Here is an 18394-nt window from a genome sequence, read left to right on the forward strand (position 1 = left end):
CGCCGGCCCCCCTCCCATGAGCCGCGGTACGACGCCCCTGATCGCTGCAAGGAGCCGCACCTGTGAGCAGTGCCGACCACACTCCGGCCGAGACCGCGTCCATCGAGAGCCTCGACCCCGGTTCGAGCGACAACGTCGCCCTGCGCGCCGACATCCGCCGCCTCGGCGACCTCCTCGGCGAGACCCTCGTCCGCCAGGAGGGCCCCGAGCTCCTCGACCTCGTCGAGCGTGTCCGCGCGCTGACCCGCTCCGACGGCGAGGCCGCGGCGCGGCTCCTGGGCGACACCGACTTGGCCACCGCCGCCAAGCTGGTGCGCGCCTTCTCCACGTACTTCCACCTCGCCAACGTCACCGAGCAGGTGCACCGCGGCCGCGAGCTGGGCGCCAAGCGCGCCGCCGAGGGCGGCATCCTCGCCCGCACCGCCGACATGCTCAAGGACGCCGACCCCGAGCACCTGCGGGAGACCGCCCGCAACCTCGGTGTGCGCCCCGTCTTCACCGCGCACCCCACCGAGGCCGCCCGCCGCTCCGTCCTCACCAAGCTCCGCAAGGTCGCCGAGCTGCTGGACAGCCCGGACGCCGAGCGCCGCCGCGCCGACCTCCGCCTGGCCGAGAACATCGACCTCATCTGGCAGACCGACGAGCTGCGCGTCGCCCGCCCGGAGCCCACCGACGAGGCCCGCAACGCCATCTACTACCTCGACGAGCTGGGCCGCGGCGCCGTCGGCGACGTCCTGGAAGACCTCGCCGCCGAGCTGGAGCGGGCCGGCACCGAGCTGCCCGCCGGCACCCGCCCGCTCACCTTCGGCACCTGGATCGGCGGCGACCGCGACGGCAACCCCAACGTCACCCCCCAGGTCACCTGGGACGTCCTGCTCCTCCAGCACGAGCACGGCATCACCGACGCCCTGGAGCACGTCGACGAGCTGCGCGGCGCGCTGTCCAACTCCATCCGCAACTGCGGCGCCACCGAGGAACTGCTGGCCTCCCTCCAGCACGACCTCGACCTCCTCCCCGAGATCAGCCCCCGCTACAAGCGGCTGAACAGCGAGGAGCCCTACCGCCTCAAGGCGACCTGCATCCGCCAGAAGCTCGTCAACACCCGCGAACGCCTCGCCGGCGACACCCCCCACGTCCCCGGCCGCGACTACCTCGGCACCACCGAGCTCCTCGACGACCTGGCCCTCATCCAGACCTCGCTGCGCGAGCACCGCGGCGGCCTGGTCGCCGACGGCCGCCTGGAGCGCACCCTGCGCACCATCGCCGCCTTCGGCCTGCAGCTCGCCACCATGGACGTCCGCGAGCACGCCGACGCCCACCACCACGCCCTCGGCCAGCTCTTCGACCGCCTCGGCGAGGAGTCCTGGCGCTACGCCGACATGCCGCGCGACTACCGCCGCAAGCTCCTCGCCAAGGAGCTGCGCTCGCGCCGCCCGCTGGCCCCCACCCCGGCCCCCCTCGACGAGGCCGGCGCCAAGACCCTCGGCGTCTTCCGCACCATCGGCAAGGCCAAGGAGACCTTCGGCCCCGAGGTCGTCGAGTCCTACATCATCTCCATGTGCGCCGGCTCCGACGACGTCTTCGCCGCCGCCGTCCTCGCCCGCGAGGCCGGCCTGATCGACCTACACGCCGGCTGGGCCAAGATCGGCATCGTGCCGCTGCTGGAGACCACCGACGAGCTGAAGATCGCCGACCAGCTGCTCGACGAGATGCTCTCCGACCCCTCCTACCGGCGCCTGGTCGCCCTGCGCGGCGACGTCCAGGAGGTCATGCTCGGCTACTCCGACTCCTCCAAGTTCGGCGGCATCACCACCTCCCAGTGGGAGATCCACCGCGCCCAGCGCCTGCTGCGCGACGTCGCCCACCGCCACGGCGTCCGCCTGCGCCTCTTCCACGGCCGCGGCGGCACCGTCGGCCGCGGCGGCGGCCCCTCCCACGACGCGATCCTCGCCCAGCCCTACGGCACCCTCGAAGGCGAGATCAAGGTCACCGAACAGGGCGAGGTCATCTCCGACAAGTACCTGGTGCCCTCGCTGGCCCGGGAGAACCTGGAGCTGACCGTCGCCGCCACCCTCCAGGCGTCCGCCCTGCACACCGAGCCCCGGCAGTCCGACGAGGCCCTCGCCCGCTGGGACGCCGCCATGGAAACCGTCTCCGAGGCGGCCCACGGCTCCTACCGGCGCCTGGTCGAGGACCCCGACCTGCCCGCCTACTTCTTCGCCTCCACGCCCGTCGACCAGCTCGCCGAACTCCACCTCGGCTCGCGCCCCTCGCGCCGCCCCGACTCCGGCGCCGGCCTCGACGGACTGCGCGCCATCCCGTGGGTCTTCGGCTGGACCCAGTCCCGCCAGATCGTGCCCGGCTGGTTCGGCGTCGGCACCGGCCTCAAGGCCGCCCGCGAGGCCGGACTCGACAGCGTCCTCGACGAGATGCACGAGCACTGGCACTTCTTCCGCAACTTCCTGTCCAACGTCACCATGACGCTGGCCAAGACCGACCTGCGGATCGCCCAGCACTACGTCGACACCCTCGTGCCCGACGAGCTCAAGCACGTCTTCGACGTCATCCGGGCCGAACACGAACTCACCGTCGCCGAGGTCCTGCGGGTCACCGGGGAGAAGACCCTCCTCGACTCCAACCCGGTCCTCAAGCAGACCTTCCACATCCGCGACGCCTACCTCGACCCGATCTCCTACCTCCAGGTCTCGCTGCTGGACCGCCAGCGCGGCGCCGCCGAGCGCGGCGAGGACGCGGACCCGGTCCTCGCCCGTGCCCTGCTGCTCACCGTCAACGGCGTCGCCGCCGTCGTGCGCCTACAGCGCGGCGAACGCCGCGCCCAGCAACACCGCCCCCAACAACCCCATCACCCACGCCGTACGCCGCAGCCGCATGCCCCCGGCCACCACCAGCGCCGCCAGCAGCAACGACCCCGCGAACGGCACCCACGCGTGCAGGATCCCCGCCGGCCCGATCCGCACCGCACGCGCCGTCCCCGGCTCGACCGTCACCTCGACCCGCTCGCCCTCGTCCGGCGCCGCCGCCTGCGCGATCGTCACCTTCGACCGCGGCCGGCCGTCACCCCCCGCCGGCACATACCCACCGGTGCACCGCTCGTCCTCACACGCCGACACCGTCATCGTCCCGCGCTCCCGCGCCTTGACGAGCATCGCGTACTGCGCCGTGTGCCACGACGTCCACACCCCCGCCACCAGCAGCAGCAGCGCCAGCAGACCCATCACCCCCGTCCGGGCGAGCAACAGCGCTCCATAGGCACTCTCACCGACCCGCCGGGTACGACTCCGTCTGACCGCCTTGGCGCGCGTACTGCTTCTGGGCATGGCGGCGATCCTTGGCCATAACCCGCACCCGGTCAACCTCGGACCACGGTTCGTCAGAGCCTGACCCCCGCCGTCCCATTCAGGAGTTGTACGTGCTCTGCGCCCGTTCCAAACCGTCCACGATCAGCGTCTCCACCGCATCCGCCGCACGGTCCACGAAATAATCCAGCTCGCGCCGCTCCGCCGACGAGAAATCCTTCAGCACGAAATCCGCCACCTGCATACGACCCGGCGGACGGCCGATCCCGAACCGCACCCGGTGATACTCCGCACCCAGCGACTTCGTGATCGACTTCAGACCGTTGTGGCCGTTGTCGCCGCCCCCCAGCTTCAGCCGCAACGCACCGTAATCGATATCCAACTCGTCATGAATCGCCACGATGTTGCCGACGGGCACCTTGTAGAAATCCCGCAACGCCGTCGTCGGCCCGCCCGACAGATTCATGAACGACAACGGCTTCGCCACCACGACACGACGACCCGACGGACCCGGCGCGCCACAACGCCCCTCCACCACCTGCGCCCGCGCCTTGTGGGCCTTGAAACGGCCCCCCATCCGCTCCGCCAGCAGATCCGCCACCATGAAACCCACATTGTGGCGATTACGCGCATACTCCGGGCCCGGATTACCCAGCCCCACCACCAGCCACGGATCAGCGTCCGCCATCTCAGCCACTCCCACATCCGCCGGCGACTGCGCACCGGCCCCGACCACAACTGCCCAGGAAACAGGCCAACCGCCACCCCGCACCCCAAGGCGCGCGGCAGCGGCTGGACCACTCGCCGAGAAAAACCCTCAGCGGAAAACGACTCAGGCCTCGGCGCCTTCGCCCTCACCCTCGGCGGCCTCCTCGGCCGGAGCCTCGGCCTGCGCCGCGACAACCTGCAGCACGACCGCGTCGTCCTCGACGGCCAGCGCCGAACCCGACGGCAGGGCGATGTCCTTGGCCAGCACCGAAGCGCCCGCCTCCAGGCCCTGGACGGACACCGTGACCGACTCGGGGATGTGGGTGGCCTCGGCCTCGATGGGCAGCGCGTTCAGCACGTGCTCCAGAACGTGCTGGCCCGGCGCCAGGTCGCCCTCGACGTGGATCGGCACCTCGACGGAGACCTTCTCGCCCTTCTTCACGGCCAGGAAGTCCACGTGCACCAGGAACTGGCGGATCGCCTCACGCTGCACGGCCTTGGGGATGACCAGCTCGCTCTTGCCGTCGAAGTCCAGACGGATCAGGGCGTTCGGCGTCTTCAGCGCCATCATCAGCGCGTGGTTGTGGATCGCCACGTGCTGCGGCTCCGCGCCGTGACCGTAGATGACAGCCGGAACCAGGTCGGCGCGGCGCGCACGACGGGCGGCACCCTTACCGAAGTCGGTACGAACCTGGGCGGTGAGCTTGACCTCAGCCATAACGGCACTCCTCGTATCGCAGAAAACATCTGGTGGGCGTCACCCGGCCCACGACAGACCTGCTACGAAGAGCGCGTCGATAACGGACAGCCACCACAAAAGGGCGGCCTCCCTCGCCGAGCAACTCGATGAGTCTACCCGGCCGGAAGGCCGCCCCAAAGTCGATCAGCCCCGTACTACCTCACAGGGCCGCCCGAGAACCCGCGCTCACTGCTCCTCGAAGAGGCTCGTCACCGAACCGTCCTCGAACACCTCACGGATCGCACGGGCGATCGTCGGCGCCATCGACAGCACCGTGATCTTGTCCAGCTCCAGCTCCGAAGGCGTCGGCAGCGTGTTCGTGAACACGAACTCGCTCACCTTCGAATTCTTCAGCCGGTCCGCCGCCGGACCCGACAGCACACCGTGCGTCGCCGTCACGATCACGTCCGACGCACCGTTCGCGAACAGCGCGTCCGCCGCCGCACAGATCGTGCCACCGGTGTCGATCATGTCGTCGACCAGGACACACACCCGGTCCTTCACATCACCGACGACCTCGTGCACCGTGACCTGGTTCGCCACGTCCTTGTCGCGCCGCTTGTGGACGATCGCCAGCGGCGCACCCAGACGGTCGCACCAGCGGTCCGCGACCCGCACCCGGCCGGCGTCCGGCGAGACCACCGTCAGCTTGTCGCGGTCCACCTTCGCGCCCACGTAGTCCGCGAGGACCGGCAGCGCGAAAAGGTGATCCACCGGGCCGTCGAAGAAGCCCATGATCTGATCCGTGTGCAGATCCACGGTCACCACACGGTCCGCACCCGCGGTCTTCATCAAATCCGCGATCAGCCGCGCCGAAATCGGCTCACGGCCCCGGTGCTTCTTGTCCTGCCGCGCATAGCCGTAGAACGGCACGATCACCGTGATGCTCCGGGCCGAAGCCCGCTTCAGCGCATCAATCATGATCAGCTGTTCCATGATCCACTTATTGATCGGAGCCGTGTGGCTCTGAATCAAAAAGCAATCCGCGCCACGCGCCGACTCCTGATAGCGGACATAGATCTCACCGTTGGCGAAGTCGAAAGCCTTCGTCGGGACCAGGCCCACACCCAGCTGATGCGCGACCTCCTCCGCCAGCTCGGGGTGGGCGCGGCCGGAGAAGAGCATCAGCTTCTTCTCGCCGGTCGTCTTGATCCCGGTCACAGCAAATCTCCTCGAATCACAGTTTGCGTGCGCTCATCACGGTACGCCCCGCACGGCGCACCCCTTGCACGGTCACCGCTCGCCCTCGGAATCCTGGCGAGCAGCCGAAGCCGCCTGCGCGGCGGCGCTTCCGGGCCGCTTCCGCGCGACCCAACCCTCGATATTCCGCTGCTGGCCACGCGCGACCGCCAGCGAACCCGGGGGCACATCCTTGGTGATGACCGAGCCCGCCGCCGTATAAGCGCCGTCCCCGACCGTGACCGGAGCCACAAACATGTTGTCCGACCCCGTCTTGCAATGCGACCCGACCGTCGTGTGGTGTTTCGCCTCACCGTCGTAGTTCACAAAGACACTCGCCGCACCGATATTGGTGAACTCACCGATCGTGGCATCTCCCACATACGAAAGATGCGGCACCTTCGTGCCCTCGCCGATCGACGCGTTCTTCATCTCCACATACGTGCCGGCCTTCGACTTCGGACCCAGATCCGTACCCGGCCGCAGATACGCGTACGGACCGACACTCGCCCCCGCACCGATCCGCGCACCCTCGGCCACCGTGAACGACACCACCGCGCCCGCACCCACCGACGTATCCGTCAACCGGGACTGCGGACCCACCTCGACGCCCGTCGCCAGATGCGTGGCACCCCGCAGCTCCGTGAACGGGTGCACCGTCACGTCCGGCTCGAACGTCACCGACACATCCACCCACGTCGACCCCGGATCCACCACCGTCACACCGGCCAGCATCGCCCGCTCCAGCAGCCGGTCGTTCAGCAGCCGGCGCGCCTGCGCCAGCTGCACCCGGTTGTTGATCCCCAGGATCTCCCGGTGATCCGCGGCCACCGCCGCACCGACCCGGTGCCCGGCCTCCCGCACGATCCCCAGCACATCGGTGAGGTACTCCTCGCCCTGGCTGTTGTCCGTCCGTACCTTGCCGAGCGCGTCCACCAGGAGCTGCGCGTCGAAGGCGAAGACCCCCGAATTGATCTCCCGGATCGCCCGCTGACCCGCCGTGGCGTCCTTGTGCTCCACGATCGCGGTCACCGCGCCGGTGCCCGCCTCGCGCACGATGCGCCCGTAGCCGGTGGAGTCCGGGACCTCGGCGGACAGCACCGTCACGGCGTTGCCGTCGGCCGCATGCGTCTCGCTGAGCAGCCCGAGCGTCTCGCCGGTCAGCAGCGGGGTGTCGCCGCAGACGACGATGACGGTGCCGTCGAGGGCGACACCGCTGTCGCGCAGCTCCTCCAGGGCCGTACGGACCGCGTGCCCGGTGCCCTTCTGCTCGTGCTGCACCGCGGTGCGCGCGGCGGGATCGACCTCGGAGAGGTGCGCCCGCACCTGCTCGCGGGCGTGGCCGACGACCACGACGAGATGCTCGGGATCCAGCTCTCGGGACGCGGCGACGACATGGCCGACGAGAGAGCGGCCGCAGAGGGCGTGCAGGACCTTGGGGGTCGCCGACTTCATGCGGGTGCCCTCACCCGCTGCGAGAACGACGACGGCTGCCGGGCGGTTGGCGCTCACGGGGATGCCCTTCGGCTTCTTGGCTACTTCGGGTGGTGGTCATCCGAAGGATACCGGTGCGTATAGCAGCCGAAACGCGGGCGGGTCCCGACGAGGTGGTCGAGACCCGAAATGTGCCCGGTGGATGGTGGCTCCCCCGAGAGGACTCGAACCTCTAACGATCGGACCAAAACCGACTGTGTTGCCAATTACACCACGGGGGATAGTAAAGAGGATCAAACCGGACATCGTGTCAGGCTGATCGCTCAGCACCCAACACTATGCCGTACCACCAGCCTTCGATGCGACGGTATAGCTCCGCGCTTTGTGAAACGTGGATCATCAGGCAGCCGTGGTAGTCCTCCCCGACGTTCTTGCGGACCGTCTTGGGGTTGTGCTTCTTGAGTGTGGTCTTGCCGAAGGACGACGGGTCGACGCCCGTCAGGTCGGCCCAGAAGCGCTCCGCGGCCGCTACGTCGGCGGACTCGTGGATGTGCACATAGAACCGCAGCCGCTCACCGGCCACGCCCAGCAGCCGGAGCCACGCGAGGTAGACCCGGATCATGTCGGGGTCGCTGTTGATGAAGATGGCGCGCTCGCTACGGCGGTGGGGCTTGCTCTTGCTGCCCTCCGACCAGTACAAGCCGACGCCGATCAGGAACAACTCCCGGTCGGTGAGCGTGCCGATCTCGCTCGTCGCGGCCTGCTTGGTCCGCTGCCGTTCCTCCTCGCGCCGCTTGAGCGTCGCCTCCCAGCCGCGGCGGGCGATGGCCGAAGCCTCCTCCGGGGTGCGCGGCGGCGGTTTCGGCAGGTCCCGGACCCACAGGGAGATCGAGCTCTTCGAGCAGCCCAGTTCGATCTGGATCTCGTCGTAGGTCCGGCCCTGCCTGCGCAGTTCGCGGGCGCGGGCGCGCAGGTCGTCCTTGGCGTTCGGGTGGCGGGGCCGGTCGGGGGCCGGGGCGCCGTCGAGGAGGCGGTTGAGGATGTCGTTGTTGTGGACGTGGAGCCGGTCGCGGATCTGGCGGCGGCTGAGGCCGGCGCGGCGCAGGGCGACGACCTGGGGACGTAACGCTTCGTAGTCGGAATGGTCCCGACGGGTGTGCGGCATGGGAACAGGTTGCCTGGTGGAGGTGTGGGGAAGTGTCGAAAATGTGGGCGATTCAACAGTTCGAGGAGTAACCCCAGGTAAGGGCTGGTAATGGGCCTGGTCTATGACTCGATATGGGGCGGGGAATCGGGGGCGGGCGCCCGTAGGCTGGGCGGTATGACCGCGACGGGGGCAAGTGAAGGTGTGGGCGCGCGGGGTGCGCCGGTGAGTAACGGGCCGTGGTGGTGGGCCCGGCGGCGGAGCGCCGTGCTGGACGTGTTCCTGGCGGCCGCTTCCGCGGTGGAATGTGTCGTCGAGGGCTCGGCTTTCGCGCACGAGGCGCAGGTGCCCGAGCTGCTGGGGATGCTGCTCGGCCTGCTGGCGGGGCCGGTGCTGCTGGTGCGCCGGCGGTGGCCGGTGGTGGTGGTGCTGGTCTCGATCGCGGTGATGCCCGCGGAGATGGGCGGCCTGCTGAGCGTGGTGGGGCTGTACACGCTGGCCGCGTCGGATGTGCCGCGCCGGATCACGGCCCTGCTGGCGGGCATGACCGTCACGGGGACGCTGGTGACGACCTTCCTCAGCCTGCGCGAGGACGTCGCCACCCAGCAGGACTTCCATTCGCCGATGTGGTTCGTGCCGTTGACGGCGCTGGCGGTGGGGCTGGTGCTGACGGCGCCGCCGGTGCTGTGGGGGCTGTACATCGCGGCCCGGCGGCGGCTCGTGGAGAGCCTGCGGGAGCGGGCCGACGGTCTGGAGCGTGAGCTGTCGCTGCTGGCGGACCGGGCCGAGGAGCGGGCCGAGTGGGCGCGCAACGAGGAGCGGACCCGGATCGCGCGGGAGATGCACGACGTGGTCGCGCACCGGGTGAGTCTGATGGTGGTGCACGCGGCCGCGCTCCAGGCGGTGGCGTTGAAGGACCCGGAGAAGGCGTCGAAGAACGCGGGCCTGGTCGGCGACATGGGGCGCCAGGCGCTGACGGAGCTGCGGGAGATGCTGGGCGTGCTGCGTACGGCCGAGGGGGCGGCGGGGCGCGGTGTCTCGGCGTCGGGTGCGCCGGAGCGGCTGGCGGCGGTGGCGTCGCAGGCGGGGGCGAAGGCGACGGCGCGGGTGCCGGCGCCGTCCGCGGACGGGAAGCCGGCGTCGGCGCCGGCCGGTGGTTCGGCTTCCGTTGCGGTTTCCGGCTCCGGTTCCGGCTCCGGTTCCGGTTTCGCGGCGGCGGACGCGGACGCCGAGGGGCCGTCTCTGACGGAGCTGGCGGATCTGGTGGGCCAGTCCCGGGCGGCCGGGATGGTGGTCGAGCTGATGGTGGACGGCACCGCCGAGGAGGAGTCGGACGCGGGGCGCCGGTACGCGGCGCGGGTGGAGCGGACCGTGTACCGCGTGGTGCAGGAGGCCCTCACGAACGTGCACAAGCATGCGCCGGGGGCGCGGGCGCGGGTGCGGCTGGCGCACCGTGACGGTGAGCTCGCCGTCCAGGTCGAGAACGGGCCCTCCGAAGGTGGTGCGGCCGATGCGGGGTTGCCTAGCGGCGGCAATGGCCTGGTGGGGATGCGGGAGCGGGTGACGGCGCTGGGCGGCGTCTTCGTTTCCGGGCCGACCGAAGCGGGTGGGTTCCGGGTCTCGGCGGTGCTCCCGGCCGCAAGGCCGGCCATCGGTTGAGGGGACGCCCCCCACGGTGCCCGCCTGTCGGCGGGGTGGGTTGTGTGGGGTGGGGCCCCGCGTTTGTGGTGGGTGGCGGGTTCGGGGCCTGCGGGGTGGGTTGTCGGACTGCTTCGCTTTACGTCCGACAACCCACCCCTCCGGCCCCGCCCCCTCCCGCCGTTTGTGGGGCCCCACCCCGGTGGGGGTGCAGCAAAAACAAGAGACCAGTAGCTCGGCCCGCAGCACGATGCGGGCCGGGCTACTGGTTTTGAAGACCTTCACCCCCACTGGGCGGGGGTCGCTGTCCGGGCGGGGAGGTGGTGGGCCGGAGGGGCCTGTGTGGTGGACGTAAAGCGAAGCAGTCCACCACACAGGCCCCGGAGGCCCGCCACCGGCACCCACCGCACAGCAGAAGCGGCCCCGCCCGAACAACCCCACCCCCGCCGGAGGCGGGACCCGTCCACGACCACCTCCGCTCCCGCCGAAGGCAGGGAAGACCCCACAGACGAACCGCGCCGCGTCAGTCGGCAACGTGCGCTGTAATCCCGAGCCGCAACGGCCGAGTGCCCAGCACCAACGTCCCCAGGGCCGTATCGAGGTCGGGCCCGAGGTACCAGTCGCCGGTGTGATCGAGGCTGTAGACGCGGCCCTCGGCATCGATGGCGAGGGTCGCCTGGGTGTAGGTGGTGCCGTCGGTGGTGAGCTCTTCGCGGCCGAGGGGGGCGACGTCGGTTTCCAGGGCGCGGCCGAGGTCGCCGAGGGTGCGGGCGAGGTGGAGGCCGTGGAGGGGGTTGATGGCGAAGGGGGTGGGGGCGATGTGGCGGCCGGGTCCGGGGCCGGTGAGGTGGAGGTCGCCGAATTCGGCCCAGGCCTCGACGGCGGCGGGGAAGACGGTGTGGCGGTGTCCGGCGGGGGAGGCGTGGGCGCGGAGGGTGTCGGCCCAGTGTTCCGCCTGCTGTATGTCCCAGCGGCCGGGCTGCCAGCCGGCTTCCTGGAGGGCGACGTCGACGGCGGCGGGGAAGCGGGTCGAGTCGGCGCGGTCGTGGGCGGGGGTGCGGGGGCCGGGGGTGGTGGGCGGCATGGTGGCGGTCAGCTTCCTGTGGGCGTGGTGCCGCTGATGGGCATGACGCCGAAGTGGGCGAGGAGGGCGTCGCAGGAGCGGCAGGGCGGGGCGTAGCTGCCGTGCTGGGGGTCGCCGTCCTCGCGGATGTGGCGTGCGGTGATCTTGGAGTGTTTCAGGGAGCGGCGGGCTTCGCCGTTGGTGAGGGGTTTGCGGGAGGCGCGTTTGCCGCGGTTGCCCTCGACGGCGGTGAGGTGGCGGGAGAGCAGGACGGCTTCGGGGCAGCGGCCGGTGAAACGTTCGCGCTGTGCGGTGGCGAGGGTGTCGAGGAAGTCCTGGACGAGCGGGTGCAGGACGGGGGGCTGTTCCGCCTTGCTCGCGGTGCAGGTGAGGGTCTGTCCGCGTACGGAGAGGGCGGCGCCGACGGTGGGGAGGATGCCGTCGCGGCGGTGGTGGAGGGCGGGCGCGCGATCGGCGTCGGCGGTGCCGCTCCAGCCGATGCGGGGGTCGCCGGCGGCGGTGCGGGGGTCGCCTGCGGCTGCGTTGTGGTGGTGTGCGGTGGTGCTCATGGTGGTGCTTTCCCTCCCCGAATCCCCGTTGTGCTGGGGGTCCCCCCGCCGAAGGTGGGGGAGGGTCAGCCTGCCAAATGTGCTGGGTGTTGCGGTAGTCGGGCGGCCTGTCGGCGATGTCACGGTGAGCTGACGGGGCGTCGGCCGGGGCGGAACGGGGCTGGTCGGCGGGGTGGTGCGCGGGGGGCTCGGGGGTGGTGTGCCGGCGGGTGACGCCGGTGTGTCGCGGGGCTGACGTGTGGGGGCGGGCGGGCGGGGGCGGGTGTTGCGGTACGGCATAGGCTGTGCCCCAAAGCCAGCTTCAGCCAGGGGGCAACCGCGATGACGACAGGTCGGCAAGGGCTGGGGGCACACCCCGGCCCCCAGGTGGCGGGGGACACCGCCCCACCGAATGCGGCCTATGCCGGACAGGTCGTGCATTTTCCGGACCCGGTCCGTGCCACGCGGTACCCCGCCGGCGTGCGGATGGACGCGCGCGGTTTCCCGGAGTTCTCGCCGTACGCGCGTGCCGCGGCGGAGATCGCCGAGCCGCCGGAGGGCTTCGGGGTCGACGAGCTGCGGCTGACGGACTATGTGTCGGCGAACGCGGCGCTGCACGCGCAGGGCCACGAGCTGTGGATAGACGTGCCGGCCGTGGCGACGCCGCACGGCTGGACCTGGCATCACGTGGCCGGCACCCGGCGGATGGAGCTGATCCCGGTCGAGGTGAAGGCGCTGCTGCGGCATCACGCCGGGCTGGCGACGGCCGCGGTGGCGCACGACAGGCGCGGTACCCGGCCGTTGCAGGAGACCCGGCCGGTGCACTTCGGGCTGCCGCACCGCGACCTGTCGGTGGGTGAGGAGCAGGTGGCGCAGGCCGAGGAGGCGCTGGGCTATCGGCTGCCGGGGGCCTACCGGTCGTTCCTGAAGGCCGCGGGCGGCTGTGCTCCGGTGGGCGCGGCGCTGGACGCGGAGTTGGGGCTGCTGGTCGACCAGCCGTTCTTCACGGTGCGCGACGACGCGGCGGTCAACGATCTGATCTATGTGAACAAGTGCCTGCGGGACCACTTCACCAAGGACTACCTGGGCGTGGCGTTCGTCCAGGGCGGTGTGATCGCGGTGAAGGTGCGCGGCGAGGCGCTCGGTTCGGTGTGGTTCTGCGCGTACGACGATGCGCGGGACCGGGACGGGTGGACGGTGCAGGAGCGGGTGGAGCGGCTGTTGCTGCCGTGCGGCGCGGACTTCGACGATTTTCTGCAGCGGCTGGCGGGCAATCCGCCGGAGCTGGACACCGTGGCGAACCTGATGGTCGACGGCGGTTTCGCGTACGCGGTTGCGGTGGGGGGCTGAGCACGGTGGTGACGTTCGCGCAGGCGCAGGAGCGCGCGGAGCGGTGGGTGAACGGTGACGTCCCGGCGCCGCTGCACCGTGAGGTGCGGGTGCGGGAGTTCGATCTGGGCTTCGTGGCCTGGGCCGAGGACCGGGAGGGCGGCCCGACGACGGAGGGCGGCCGGTCCCGGCTGGTGATCGCGCGGGACAGCGGGGAGGCGACGCTGTGGCCGGGGCTGCCGGTGGGTGAGGTGATCCGGCGCTTCGAGGAGGAGTACGGCGCCCCCGCGGACGGCGGGTACGCGCCCGAGGTGCCGCCGCAGCGGATCGACCTGGAGGCCACGTCGTTTCTGCTGACGCCGCCGGAGTGGCTGCAGGAGGCGGCGGACACGATCGGCGGGGCGGTCCGGCCCCGTGCCGGGGGCACGGGGGCCGGGAGTTCCGCGGGCCCTGTGGGATCTGCCGGTGAGGCCCCGGGGGTGTCGGCGGCTCCTGCTGCCGCTGCGTCCGCGCCCGCTGCCGGGGCGTCGGCCTCGGATGCCTGGGCCGAGGTGAGTGTGAACGGCACCGGCGGCGGGGCGGCCGGTGCCGGTGCGCAGGCGGGCGCCGGTGTGTCCGGCGCGCCGGAGCCGTGGGCCGGGGCGGACACGACCGACGGTGCGGGGAGCGAGGACCGGTCGGTGGGGCTGCCCCAGACGGTCTTCGCGCCGCCGCTGGCCGGTTCCGACGAGGAGGACGACGCCGCGCGCACGCCGCGCGTCCGGCCCGAGGCCAGGACCGAACTGCTGCAGGGCGGCAGCCAGTTGCCGCGTACGCAGGTGGCGCCCGCGCTGGACGTGCCGGACGGGGCCGGGCAGGAGCGCCCGGCCGGCGGGCCGGCCGGGGTTCCGCTGCCGCCGCCGATGCCGCCCGCGCCGCCGACGGGCGCGGGGCTGTCGGATCTGCCGCCGCCGTCGGGGCCGCCGGTTGTCGACGTACCGCCGCCCCCGGGTGTCGCCGTGCCCGGTGCCGGTGCGCCCGCCGCGGCCGGACCCGGCGTGCCCGGTCCCGGGACGCCGCCCGCGGCCGGTGGGGTGCACGCCGCGGCCACGATGCTGGCCGACGGTTCGGCGCTGCCCGGGAACGCCGCCGCGGGACCGCCGCCTCCGGGCGTGCCGGGTCCGCCCGGCGCGGGCCCGGACGGTGTGCCGCAGGACCCGCCGCAGGCCGCGCGGGACGGGGCGGGCGGCCCCGTGGCGTCCGGCCCGGGTGCGTCCGGTGCGCCGGCCGGTGGCTACGTACCGACGCAGATGGTCTCGCAGCTGGACGCGGTGGATCTGGATCTCAGCGCGGTGGACGGGCCGGGCGGGACGGGTGCGGCCGGTGGTACCGACGAGGCCGGTGCCTCGGGTTCCGGTTCCGGCGGCACGGATGCCTCCGCTTCCGGCCCTGCCTCCGGCGGCCCCGGCCCCGGTGGGGTGCACGCCGCGGCGACGATGCTCGCCGACGGCGCGTCCCTGCAGGCCGGGCTCGCGGGCGCGGCGGGGCCGGACGGCGCGGCCGGCGGCCCCGGCGTGGCGCCGCCCGGTCCGCCCGGCCCCCCTGGCGCGCCCAGGCCCCCCGGTCCGCCCGGTCCCCCCGGTCCGCCCGGGGCTCCCAAGCCGCCCGGTCCGCCCGGCAGGCCCACCGCGTCCGCGGGCGGCCGGGGCTCCGGCGGCCAGGACGGTCCGCCGCCCCCGCCCTCCGCACCGCCCGCCGCCGGCGGCACCGGTGGCGGGGTGCATGCCGCGGCGACCATGCTCGCCGGTGGCGCGGCGCTGCCCGGCGACGGTCCGGGCGGCCCCGCCGTGCCCCCGTCGGCCGGTCCCGCCGCCCCGCCCCAGGCCCCGCCCGGTCAGCCCGGCCCGCCGCAGGCTCCGCCGGGCCCGCCCGCCGCGCAGGGCGGCGGCCAGGCGCCCGGTGGCGGCTACGGCTATCCGCAGGCGCCCGGCGGTCAGCCGACGGTCGGCCCGGGCTACATGGCCGTGCTCAGCTACCGCGCGCCGGACGGCTCCGAGCAGAAGATCGTGCGGCGTTCGGCGCCGGGTACGCCGCATCCGGAGTGGCAGCTGCTGCACGAGCTGCGCGGGATGAACGTTCCGCCGCAGCAGGTGCTGGAGCTGCACACGGAGCTGGAGTGCTGTGATCTGCCGGGCGGCTACTGCGCCCGGATGATCCGGGACAACTGGCCGCAGGTGCGGATCAGCCACACCGCCGCGTACGGCAGGGACCACGCCTCGCGCCAGCAGGGCGTACGGCACCTCGTCGAGCACCAGGGCGAGTTGCACCAGGTCGCGGACGGTCCGGCGCGGCCGGCTCCGGTGCGGGCGCCGTTGCCGCATCCGTCGCAGGTGCAGCCGGTGCCCCCGGTGCCGCCGCAGCTGATCGGGCAGGAGCTGGAGCAGGCGTTCGGGCCGCAGGGGATCTTCCGGTTCGACCAGCGGGCGGTCTCCCGGCACGGGGTGCCCGACGTGGTGGCGCAGACCCTGGTGTGGTCCGGGCTGCCGGTCGACTTCGGGCCGTTCTTCTGGGCGCAGGCGCAGCCGGGCCGTCCGGTGCCGACGCTGGCCGAACTCGCGGCGGAGCGGATGGTGCAGCCCGCCTCGGACGCCGGGTCGTACCTGGTGATGGGCAATGACTTCGGCCGTCAGCTGTGTGTGCAGTACGGGACCGGGCACATCGTGGCGGTGCCGTTGGAGGCCGGTCCGGGCGGTGTGCCCGCGACGCCGCAGTTCGTGAACTCCGGGCTGCCGGAGTTCGCGCGGTGTCTGGCGATGCTGGGGCGGATGTGGCGGCTGCGCTACGGGCTGACGCCGGAGCAGGCGGGCCGCTGGACGGTCGACTTCCAGGCGCAGCTGGTCGCGCTGGACCCGCCGGCGCTGGGGTCGCCGGAGACCTGGTGGTCGGTGCTGCTGGAGCAGATGTGGGACGGGCTGCTGTAGGAGCGGCGGAGGAGGGCGGCCGGGCCCGCTGAGGGGCCCGGCGCCGGCGCGCTCGACCTGCGGGACGGGGCGGGTGCCCCGACCATGCCTGTATGGGCCGCCCGATACCCCCGCTGTCGCAGTCGTCGCCCTCGACGACCGCGTACGGTCCGGGGCGCCCGCGCTGGTGGCACCGGCGGCGGACGGCTCGGTCGTTGCGCGGGCCGGGCCCGCCCCGGCGGCGCTGGGCGTGGCTGGTGTGGCTCCTGGTGGCGCTGCTGGTGCTGGTCGTCGCGGTGGTGGCGGTCGGGGCCTGGCTGTACGCCTCGGCGGGGCGGCAGTTGCGGCACATGGACGCCCTGGGCGACTACCCGGGGCGGCCGTCCGCGGGCAAGGGCACGAACTGGCTGCTGATCGGCTCGGACAGCCGTACCGGGCTGACCCCGCGGCAGCGCAGGGACCTGCACGTCGGCAACAACGACGTCCGCAACACCGACACCATCATGGTGCTGCACTACGGCGACCACGGGCCGACGCTGGTCAGCCTGCCGCGCGACAGCTACGTCCCGATACCGGGTCACGGCAACCGGAAGATCAATGAGGCCTTCGCGGACGGCGGGCCCCAGCTGCTCACCCGAACGGTGGAGCAGGCGACCGGTCTGCGGATCGACCACTACGCCGAGGTGAACTTCCTGGGCTTCGTGCGGGTCGTGGACGCGGTGGAGGGGGTGCGGCTGTGCCTGGACAAGCCGCTGCGGGACGAGCGGTCGGGGGCCGACTTCCCGGCGGGCTGCCGGCGGATGAACGGCACTCAGGCGCTGGCGTACGTACGGGCCCGGTACGCGGACCCCGAGGGTGACCTCGGACGGGTGAAGCGCCAGCGGCAATTGCTCGGTGCGGTTGCCGACGAGATGGCCTCCCCGGACATCCTCCTGGACCCGACGCGGCTGCAGCGCGTGCTGGACGCCTCGCTGGCGGCGCTGCGGGTGGACGACGGCACGGACCTGGCGCGGGTGCTGGATATGGGCTGGTCGATGAAGCAGATCGCCGGGGGCGAGGGGAGTGCGACGACGGTTCCGGTGCTGCGTCCCGGGGTGATGGTGAGCGGTGTCGGGTCGGTGCTGCGGTGGGACGGGACCGCGGCGAGTCGGCTGTTCCAGGCGCTGCGCGCAGATGATCGGATTCCGACTTCTGACACCAAATAACGCATCCTGGTGGGTGGACGGGGTGGAGTGCCGTGAGCGTGCGGCGTCGGCCCGGTCCCGGCGAGTGCGCGTCACGGCACGGTGCCGCACGGAAGCACGCGGATGGAAGCGGAACGCTGCGGGTCGCGCGCCTGCTGTGCGCGGCGGAGAGGGGCTTGAGGGATGAGTGCATCGGTTTCGCCTCACGGGTTCGAGACCGTACGAGGGCGTGGCTACCGGCCGGAGGACGTGGACCGCCGGGTCACGGGGCTCTCGATCGACCGCGACTCCTGCTGGGAGCGGGCCGCACGGCTCACCGTCCTGTCCAACGAGATGGAGGCCGAACTCGCGCGGCTGCGCGCCTATCTGGCGCAGCAGCCGCCGCAGACGTACGAGTCGCTCGGCCGCGAGGCGCGGCTGATCCTGACGACCGCGGAGTCCGAGGCGGCGCGGCTGCGGACCGAGGCGGAGGAGGCGGCCGGGGAGTTGCGGGACGCGGCGGCCGGGCACGCGGACGAGGTGCGGGACGCGGCCGAGCGGGCGGGCGAGGAGGTGCGGGCCGAGACGGAGACCCGGGCCCGGCGGACGGACCGGGCGGCGCGCGGCGAGGCCACGGAGCTGGCGGCCGTGGCGGCCGAGGAGGCCGAACGGCTGCGGAGCGAGGCGGCCGAGGGGCTGGCGGAGGTGCGCCGGCGCACCGCGCAGTTGCTGAGCGACCAGGAGAAGCGGCAGACGGAGGAGTGGGAGGCGGCCGGGCGGGAACTCGCGGCGCTGGAGGAGGAGACGGACCGGCGGGTCGCGGAGCTGGACGCCCGCGGGAAGGCGGTCCGCGCCGACGCCCGGCGGCAGTACGCGGAGGCGGAGGAGACCGCCCGGCACCGCCAGGAGGACGGCGAGGACCGCGCCGCCGGGCTGCTGGCGCGGGCCCGTGCGGAGGCGGAGCGCCTGGAGCGGGGCACGGAGCGGATCCTGCGCGCCCACGAGACGGAGCGCGAGGAGGTGCGGGTCCATATGACGCACGTCCGCAACAGCCTGGCGGTGCTGACCGGGAAGGCGCCGGTGGCGGAGGAGGACGAGGAGGGCGCCGGGGAGCCGCGGGACGGCGCCGCCGATGAGGCGGACACCCTGGAGACCCAGCTGCCCCGCCGGGGCGGCGGACCGGACGCCTGAGG

The 18394-nt window shown here is 72.7% G+C and carries 13 protein-coding genes, 1 tRNA gene and 1 pseudogene; 6 read left to right on the top strand and 9 right to left on the bottom strand.

Annotation, left to right across the window (positions count from 1 at the left end; genetic code table 11):
* Window positions 1-62: 62 nt before the first annotated feature.
* A pseudogene (ppc, locus tag K7396_RS21915) lies at window positions 63-2813 on the top strand (phosphoenolpyruvate carboxylase); the annotation flags it as partial.
* On the opposite strand, the gene K7396_RS35995 reads toward ppc, so the two are convergent.
* From K7396_RS35995 to K7396_RS21950, 7 genes are all read right to left on the bottom strand, one after another.
* A complete protein-coding gene (locus K7396_RS35995; RefSeq protein ID WP_086717205.1) occupies window positions 2814-3338 on the bottom strand; it encodes a hypothetical protein in 525 nt (174 codons plus the stop codon).
* A 79-nt stretch (window positions 3339-3417) separates the two neighbouring features.
* Window positions 3418-4005, bottom strand: a complete 588-nt coding sequence (pth, locus tag K7396_RS21925; RefSeq protein WP_086717206.1) for an aminoacyl-tRNA hydrolase — start codon at window positions 4003-4005, stop codon at window positions 3418-3420.
* A 144-nt stretch (window positions 4006-4149) separates the two neighbouring features.
* Window positions 4150-4743, bottom strand: a complete 594-nt coding sequence (locus K7396_RS21930; protein ID WP_086717201.1) for a 50S ribosomal protein L25/general stress protein Ctc — start codon at window positions 4741-4743, stop codon at window positions 4150-4152.
* A gap of 207 nt (window positions 4744-4950) precedes the next feature.
* A complete protein-coding gene (locus K7396_RS21935; protein ID WP_046927657.1) occupies window positions 4951-5925 on the bottom strand; it encodes a ribose-phosphate diphosphokinase in 975 nt (324 codons plus the stop codon).
* 72 nt (window positions 5926-5997) lie between these two features.
* Window positions 5998-7455, bottom strand: a complete 1458-nt coding sequence (gene glmU, locus K7396_RS21940) for a bifunctional UDP-N-acetylglucosamine diphosphorylase/glucosamine-1-phosphate N-acetyltransferase GlmU (protein WP_086717202.1) — start codon at window positions 7453-7455, stop codon at window positions 5998-6000.
* 128 nt (window positions 7456-7583) lie between these two features.
* A tRNA-Gln gene (locus tag K7396_RS21945) sits at window positions 7584-7658 on the bottom strand.
* A gap of 29 nt (window positions 7659-7687) precedes the next feature.
* Entirely contained in the window at window positions 7688-8542 is an 855-nt protein-coding gene (locus tag K7396_RS21950; RefSeq protein ID WP_086717203.1) for a hypothetical protein, read from the bottom strand.
* 156 nt (window positions 8543-8698) lie between these two features.
* Here K7396_RS21950 and K7396_RS21955 point away from each other — a divergent pair, with 156 nt between their 5' ends.
* The gene (locus K7396_RS21955) at window positions 8699-10180 is read left to right on the top strand and encodes a sensor histidine kinase (protein ID WP_152104888.1); all 1482 of its coding nucleotides are present in this window, start codon (window positions 8699-8701) and stop codon (window positions 10178-10180) included.
* A 502-nt stretch (window positions 10181-10682) separates the two neighbouring features.
* On the opposite strand, the gene K7396_RS21960 is transcribed toward K7396_RS21955, so the two are convergent.
* Together K7396_RS21960 and K7396_RS21965 are read right to left on the bottom strand one after the other, a co-directional pair.
* Window positions 10683-11243 (bottom strand): SUKH-3 domain-containing protein, encoded by a 561-nt coding sequence (locus K7396_RS21960; protein WP_152104887.1) that lies wholly within the window; start codon window positions 11241-11243, stop codon window positions 10683-10685.
* Window positions 11244-11251: 8 nt separating this feature from the next.
* Complete coding sequence (locus K7396_RS21965; RefSeq protein ID WP_152104886.1) at window positions 11252-11791, bottom strand: YwqJ-related putative deaminase; 540 nt, start codon at window positions 11789-11791, stop codon at window positions 11252-11254.
* A gap of 321 nt (window positions 11792-12112) precedes the next feature.
* Between K7396_RS21965 and K7396_RS21970 the strand changes: the two genes are divergently transcribed.
* The 4 genes from K7396_RS21970 (at window position 12113) to K7396_RS21985 (ending at window position 18392) form a co-directional block, all read left to right on the top strand.
* Window positions 12113-13120, top strand: a complete 1008-nt coding sequence (locus tag K7396_RS21970; protein ID WP_086721609.1) for an HNH endonuclease — start codon at window positions 12113-12115, stop codon at window positions 13118-13120.
* Between the two features lie 5 nt (window positions 13121-13125).
* A complete protein-coding gene (locus K7396_RS21975; protein ID WP_170314299.1) occupies window positions 13126-16059 on the top strand; it encodes an SUKH-4 family immunity protein in 2934 nt (977 codons plus the stop codon).
* A 248-nt stretch (window positions 16060-16307) separates the two neighbouring features.
* Window positions 16308-17243, top strand: a complete 936-nt coding sequence (locus tag K7396_RS21980) for an LCP family protein (protein ID WP_174886976.1) — start codon at window positions 16308-16310, stop codon at window positions 17241-17243.
* Between the two features lie 162 nt (window positions 17244-17405).
* Entirely contained in the window at window positions 17406-18392 is a 987-nt protein-coding gene (locus K7396_RS21985; RefSeq protein WP_086718215.1) for a coiled-coil domain-containing protein, read from the top strand.
* The last annotated feature ends 2 nt before the right edge of the window (window positions 18393-18394 follow it).

The organism is Streptomyces angustmyceticus (assembly GCF_019933235.1).
GTDB classification, from domain to species: Bacteria; Actinomycetota; Actinomycetes; order Streptomycetales; family Streptomycetaceae; genus Streptomyces; species Streptomyces angustmyceticus.

Coding starts and splice junctions, on each gene's coding strand:
- K7396_RS35995 (WP_086717205.1), bottom strand. CDS start 3,338: ATGCCCAGAAGCAGTACGCGCGCCAAGGCGGTCAGACGGAGTCGTACC.
- pth (WP_086717206.1), bottom strand. CDS start 4,005: ATGGCGGACGCTGATCCGTGGCTGGTGGTGGGGCTGGGTAATCCGGGC.
- K7396_RS21930 (WP_086717201.1), bottom strand. CDS start 4,743: ATGGCTGAGGTCAAGCTCACCGCCCAGGTTCGTACCGACTTCGGTAAG.
- K7396_RS21950 (WP_086717203.1), bottom strand. CDS start 8,542: ATGCCGCACACCCGTCGGGACCATTCCGACTACGAAGCGTTACGTCCC.
- K7396_RS21955 (WP_152104888.1), top strand. CDS start 8,699: ATGACCGCGACGGGGGCAAGTGAAGGTGTGGGCGCGCGGGGTGCGCCG.
- K7396_RS21960 (WP_152104887.1), bottom strand. CDS start 11,243: ATGCCGCCCACCACCCCCGGCCCCCGCACCCCCGCCCACGACCGCGCC.
- K7396_RS21965 (WP_152104886.1), bottom strand. CDS start 11,791: ATGAGCACCACCGCACACCACCACAACGCAGCCGCAGGCGACCCCCGC.
- K7396_RS21970 (WP_086721609.1), top strand. CDS start 12,113: ATGACGACAGGTCGGCAAGGGCTGGGGGCACACCCCGGCCCCCAGGTG.
- K7396_RS21985 (WP_086718215.1), top strand. CDS start 17,406: ATGAGTGCATCGGTTTCGCCTCACGGGTTCGAGACCGTACGAGGGCGT.